3 tRNA genes and 3 rRNA genes are annotated in these 5,993 nt (G+C 53.2%); all 6 read left to right on the top strand.

Features of this window, described 5'->3' with window-relative positions:
• Positions 1 to 403 precede the first annotated feature (403 nt).
• The 6 genes from ACR0B0_RS20775 to ACR0B0_RS20750 all read left to right on the top strand — a co-directional run bounded on the left by ACR0B0_RS20775 (position 404) and on the right by ACR0B0_RS20750 (position 5,908).
• Positions 404 to 1,865, top strand: a 16S ribosomal RNA gene (locus ACR0B0_RS20775).
• A gap of 138 nt (positions 1,866 to 2,003) precedes the next feature.
• A tRNA-Ile gene (locus ACR0B0_RS20770) sits at positions 2,004 to 2,080 on the top strand.
• Positions 2,081 to 2,153: 73 nt separating this feature from the next.
• Positions 2,154 to 2,229, top strand: a tRNA-Ala gene (locus tag ACR0B0_RS20765).
• A gap of 416 nt (positions 2,230 to 2,645) precedes the next feature.
• Positions 2,646 to 5,473 (top strand): 23S ribosomal RNA (locus tag ACR0B0_RS20760).
• Between the two features lie 192 nt (positions 5,474 to 5,665).
• Positions 5,666 to 5,780: ribosomal RNA gene (rrf, locus tag ACR0B0_RS20755) — 5S ribosomal RNA — on the top strand.
• Together the 16S, 23S and 5S rRNA genes with 3 tRNA genes alongside form the textbook arrangement of a ribosomal RNA operon.
• 51 nt (positions 5,781 to 5,831) lie before the next feature.
• A tRNA-Met gene (locus ACR0B0_RS20750) sits at positions 5,832 to 5,908 on the top strand.
• Positions 5,909 to 5,993: the final 85 nt, after the last annotated feature.

Genomic DNA, 5,993 nt, shown 5'->3' with positions numbered 1-5,993 from the left:
CCCCTTCACCGGCGCTGCTGAGGCGGTGTTGGGACGCTGGAGACGGCGGAGACGCTCAGGAGAGACTGGGGGCATCTTGAGGGATTTGTTAGGCGGGCGCGCTGAGGTTATTGGCGCAACGGTCTGGTTTTTGGCTCTGGGTGTTATGTTCTTTGACATTGATGGATAACTGAAGAGATATGTGGGCGGTTTGGTTCGTTTCGACGGATTGAATGTCTGTATATCGCGCTAGTAGGTTTCTCGAGCAATCGGGGCCGATGATCTAGTGTCAGCTTCACTGTTTGAGTGGTTCACTGATTTCTTAGGAAGTCTGTGTACATCAAACAGAAGACTTCATCAGGATTAGCCTCCTGATGAGATGTGCAGAGGTTCGAACGTCAAGGATAGCGCAGCAATGTGCTTTCAACTTGAGAGTTTGATCCTGGCTCAGAACGAACGCTGGCGGCAGGCCTAACACATGCAAGTCGAGCGCGCCCTTCGGGGTGAGCGGCGGACGGGTTAGTAACGCGTGGGAATATACCCTTTGGTACGGAATAGCCTCTGGAAACGGAGAGTAATACCGTATGAGCCCTTCGGGGGAAAGATTTATCGCCAAAGGATTAGCCCGCGTTAGATTAGGTAGTTGGTGGGGTAATGGCCTACCAAGCCTACGATCTATAGCTGGTTTTAGAGGATGATCAGCAACACTGGGACTGAGACACGGCCCAGACTCCTACGGGAGGCAGCAGTGGGGAATCTTGGACAATGGGGGCAACCCTGATCCAGCCATGCCGCGTGAGTGATGAAGGCCTTAGGGTCGTAAAGCTCTTTCGCCTGTGAAGATAATGACGGTAGCAGGTAAAGAAACCCCGGCTAACTCCGTGCCAGCAGCCGCGGTAATACGGAGGGGGTTAGCGTTGTTCGGAATTACTGGGCGTAAAGCGCACGTAGGCGGACTGGAAAGTTGGGGGTGAAATCCCAGGGCTCAACCCTGGAACTGCCTCCAAAACTATCAGTCTAGAGTTCGAGAGAGGTGAGTGGAATTCCAAGTGTAGAGGTGAAATTCGTAGATATTTGGAGGAACACCAGTGGCGAAGGCGGCTCACTGGCTCGATACTGACGCTGAGGTGCGAAAGTGTGGGGAGCAAACAGGATTAGATACCCTGGTAGTCCACACCGTAAACGATGAATGCCAGTCGTCGGGTAGCATGCTATTCGGTGACACACCTAACGGATTAAGCATTCCGCCTGGGGAGTACGGTCGCAAGATTAAAACTCAAAGGAATTGACGGGGGCCCGCACAAGCGGTGGAGCATGTGGTTTAATTCGAAGCAACGCGCAGAACCTTACCAACCCTTGACATCCTAGGACCGGCCCAGAGATGGGTCTTTCACTTCGGTGACCTAGTGACAGGTGCTGCATGGCTGTCGTCAGCTCGTGTCGTGAGATGTTCGGTTAAGTCCGGCAACGAGCGCAACCCACATCCTTAGTTGCCAGCAGTTCGGCTGGGCACTCTAGGGAAACTGCCCGTGATAAGCGGGAGGAAGGTGTGGATGACGTCAAGTCCTCATGGCCCTTACGGGTTGGGCTACACACGTGCTACAATGGCAGTGACAATGGGTTAATCCCAAAAAACTGTCTCAGTTCGGATTGGGGTCTGCAACTCGACCCCATGAAGTCGGAATCGCTAGTAATCGCGTAACAGCATGACGCGGTGAATACGTTCCCGGGCCTTGTACACACCGCCCGTCACACCATGGGAGTTGGTTCTACCCGACGGCCGTGCGCTAACCTTTTGGGGGCAGCGGACCACGGTAGGATCAGCGACTGGGGTGAAGTCGTAACAAGGTAGCCGTAGGGGAACCTGCGGCTGGATCACCTCCTTTCTAAGGATGTATCTAGTTAGATTTGTTCGCAAATCTCGTGATACACTTAGCAGAAGATCAACAAACAAAGTTGATCAAACTCATGGACCGAGCCGTCCTCATATCTCTTCAGAACACATCAGGCCGACCGGCCTGTCTGGGTCGGTAGCTCAGGTGGTTAGAGCGCACGCCTGATAAGCGTGAGGTCGGAGGTTCAAGTCCTCCTCGACCCACCAAGCCTTTTGCGGAGCAAAGGGCGTTGTCGTGGCAGTGCCTTCGCGTAGCGAAGGTCACGAAAGCGACTATTTTGGGGCCTTAGCTCAGCTGGGAGAGCGCCTGATTTGCATTCAGGAGGTCAGGAGTTCGATCCTCCTAGGCTCCACCATTTACCCGATCAGATCGTTAAGCACCTTTGGGTTTTTAACCGTCCGATTGGACGCAGCTTCTTCGGAGGCTTTGACATCGTATAGAGAGAAATCAATCAACACTGTTTGATCGCGCCGAGTGTGGCGTTGATCTCAGTTGGTCCTCTTCGGAGGAGGTTCGATTTGGGATGTTTCCTCGTCCCTCTTTGAATATCCCGGCTGAAACGAACAGAGTTGTCCAAGTCAAGTACACTAACCCGCATGATCTGATGATCATGCATTGTCTTCCATTCTCCATGTGGGGCCGACCGACATCGGCAGCATGGGTTCCAGGATGGAAGGCGGGAAAGTATGCTTTTGGTTCAGAAACAGAGGCGGCCTTTAGTTACCAGCTGGGTCTGCCGTGAAGGACGTCTGTCTTTCTCTTTCTGGATCAAATCAAGCGCGAGAAGGGCGTTTGGTGAATGCCTTGGCAGCAAGAGGCGATGAAAGACGTGATACTCTGCGATAAGCCATGGGGAGCTGAGAATAAGCTTTGATCCATGGATTTCTGAATGGGGCAACCCACCTGAAAGCTTCATATTGTTATCTCTGATAATCAATATGTTGCTTAAACAGGTACTTAAGACCTGAATACATAGGGTTTTAAGAGCAAACCCGGGGAACTGAAACATCTAAGTACCCGGAGGAAAGGAAATCAATTGATACTCCCCTAGTAGCGGCGAGCGAACGGGGACCAGCCGAGCCAGATAAGTGACTAGAACATGTTGGGAAGCATGGCCATAGCGGGTGACAGCCCCGTATAGGAAGCTTTGATGGACGTATTAAGTAGGGCGGAACACGTGAAATTCTGTCTGAAGATCGGAGGACCACCTTCGAAGGCTAAGTACTCCTTGCTGACCGATAGCGAACCAGTACCGTGAGGGAAAGGTGAAAAGCACCCCGACGAGGGGAGTGAAACAGTACCTGAAACCGAACGCCTACAATCAGTCGGAGGCTCCTTGCGAGCTGACGGCGTACCTTTTGTATAATGGGTCATCGACTTGGTCTCACGAGCAAGCTTAAGCCGTTAGGTGTAGGCGTAGCGAAAGCGAGTCTTAATAGGGCGCATGAGTTCGTGGGATCAGACCCGAAACCGAGTGATCTAGGCATGGCCAGGTTGAAGGTAAGGTAACACTTACTGGAGGACCGAACCCACATCCGTTGAAAAGGATCGGGATGAGCTGTGCCTAGGGGTGAAAGGCCAATCAAACTCGGAGATAGCTGGTTCTCTGCGAAATCTATTTAGGTAGAGCGTCATCCGAATACCCCGGGGGGTAGAGCACTGGATGGGTAATGGGGCCCCACAGGCTTACTGATCCTAACCAAACTCCGAATACCCGGGAGTACTAGATGGCAGACACACTGCGGATGCTAACGTCCGTAGTGGAGAGGGAAACAACCCTGACCTACAGCTAAGGCCCCCAATTCATGGCTAAGTGGGAAAGCAGGTGGGACGACCAAAACAACCAGGAGGTTGGCTTAGAAGCAGCCATCCTTTAAAGATAGCGTAACAGCTCACTGGTCTAAATAAGTTGTCCTGCGGCGAAGATGTAACGGGGCTCAAGCCATGAGCCGAAGCTTAGGATGCCGTAAGGCATGGTAGCAGAGCGTAGTGTGACATAGTCTCATTCCTCCTTCACGTCTTCGGGCGGATTGGAGGAGAGAGGCTTTCGATGAAGCCGGCCTGTGAGGGATCCGGTGGAGAGATCACTAGTGAGAATGATGACATGAGTAGCGACAAAGAGTGTGAGAGACACTCTCGCCGAAAGTCCAAGGGTTCCTGCTTAAAGCTAATCTGAGCAGGGTAAGCCGGCCCCTAAGCCGAGGCCGAAAGGCGTAGGCGATGGGAACCAGGTTAATATTCCTGGGCCGTGGAGTGGTGACGGATCTCAGGTGTAGTTCAATCTTATCGGATTGATTGGGCTGCTGAGAGGTTCCTGGAAATAGCCCTCCTATCAGACCGTACCCTAAACCGACACAGGTGGACTGGTAGAGAATACCAAGGCGCTTGAGAGAACGATGTTGAAGGAACTCGGCAAAATACCTCCGTAAGTTCGCGAGAAGGAGGCCCGGTTCCTAGGCAACTAGGGGCTGGGGGCACAAACCAGGGGGTGGCGACTGTTTATTAAAAACACAGGGCTCTGCGAAGTCGCAAGACGACGTATAGGGTCTGACGCCTGCCCGGTGCCTGAAGGTTAAAAGGAGAGGTGAGAGCCTTGAATTGAAGCCCAGGTAAACGGCGGCCGTAACTATAACGGTCCTAAGGTAGCGAAATTCCTTGTCGGGTAAGTTCCGACCTGCACGAATGGCGTAACGACTTCCCCGCTGTCTCCAACATCGACTCAGCGAAATTGAATTGCCTGTCAAGATGCAGGCTTCCCGCGGTTAGACGGAAAGACCCCGTGCACCTTTACTACAGCTTCGCACTGGCATCAGGATTGTGATGTGCAGGATAGGTGGTAGGCTTTGAAGCGGAAACGCAAGTATCCGTGGAGCCTCCCTTGAGATACCACCCTTCGCACTCTTGATGTCTAACCGCGGTCCGTTATCCGGATCCGGGACCCTGCGTGGCGGGTAGTTTGACTGGGGCGGTCGCCTCCTAAAGCGTAACGGAGGCGCGCGAAGGTTGGCTCAGAGCGGTCGGAAATCGCTCGTTGAGTGCAATGGCAGAAGCCAGCCTGACTGCGAGACTGACAAGTCGAGCAGAGTCGAAAGACGGCCATAGTGATCCGGTGGTCCCGAGTGGAAGGGCCATCGCTCAACGGATAAAAGGTACGCCGGGGATAACAGGCTGATACTGCCCAAGAGTCCATATCGACGGCAGTGTTTGGCACCTCGATGTCGGCTCATCTCATCCTGGGGCTGGAGCAGGTCCCAAGGGTACGGCTGTTCGCCGTTTAAAGAGGTACGTGAGCTGGGTTTAGAACGTCGTGAGACAGTTCGGTCCCTATCTGCCGTGGGTGTAGGAGACTTGAGAGGAGTTGCCCCTAGTACGAGAGGACCGGGGTGAACGATCCACTGGTGGACCAGTTGTCGTGCCAACGGCAGTGCTGGGTAGCTATGATCGGACAGGATAACCGCTGAAGGCATCTAAGCGGGAAGCCCCCCTCAAAACAAGGTCTCCCTGAGGGCCGTGGAAGACCACCACGTCAATAGGCCGGAGATGTAAGCGCAGTAATGCGTTCAGTTGACCGGTACTAATCGCCCGATAGGCTTGATTTGATCCAGTAACAGAAAGACAAATCAAAACCAAAAGCATACACCGACCTTGAGTTGGACAACGTTGATTGATGTGAAACCCCGTAAAGGGGTGACATAACAACCGAGTGGCAACGCGCCTTTGCACGCAAAGACGCTGCCTGCCACCCGTCGCTTTCTTGCTCAGCAAGAATGCAGACATGGGCTTTTCCTCGGTTTGGTGGTCATAGCGCAAGTGAAACACCCGGTCCCATCCCGAACCCGGAAGTTAAGCACTGCCGCGCCAATGGTACTTGGGCTTAAGCCCCGGGAGAGTAGGTCACCGCCAAACCTAGTAAAAGCCCAAAACATCTCTCTAACGATGATACAAATCTGACACTGACGCGGGATGGAGCAGCCCGGTAGCTCGTCAGGCTCATAACCTGAAGGTCGTAGGTTCAAATCCTACTCCCGCAACCAGCGTCAGAAAATCTCAGAACAGCCCGGTCACACTACAATTGATCCCCAAGATCAATCGCTTAACACCCTCAACCCGTCAGAACCA

This window comes from Ruegeria sp. BA12, assembly GCF_056539625.1.
Note: the sequence above shows the minus strand (reverse complement) of the source record. Positions and strands in the feature narration are given on the sequence as shown.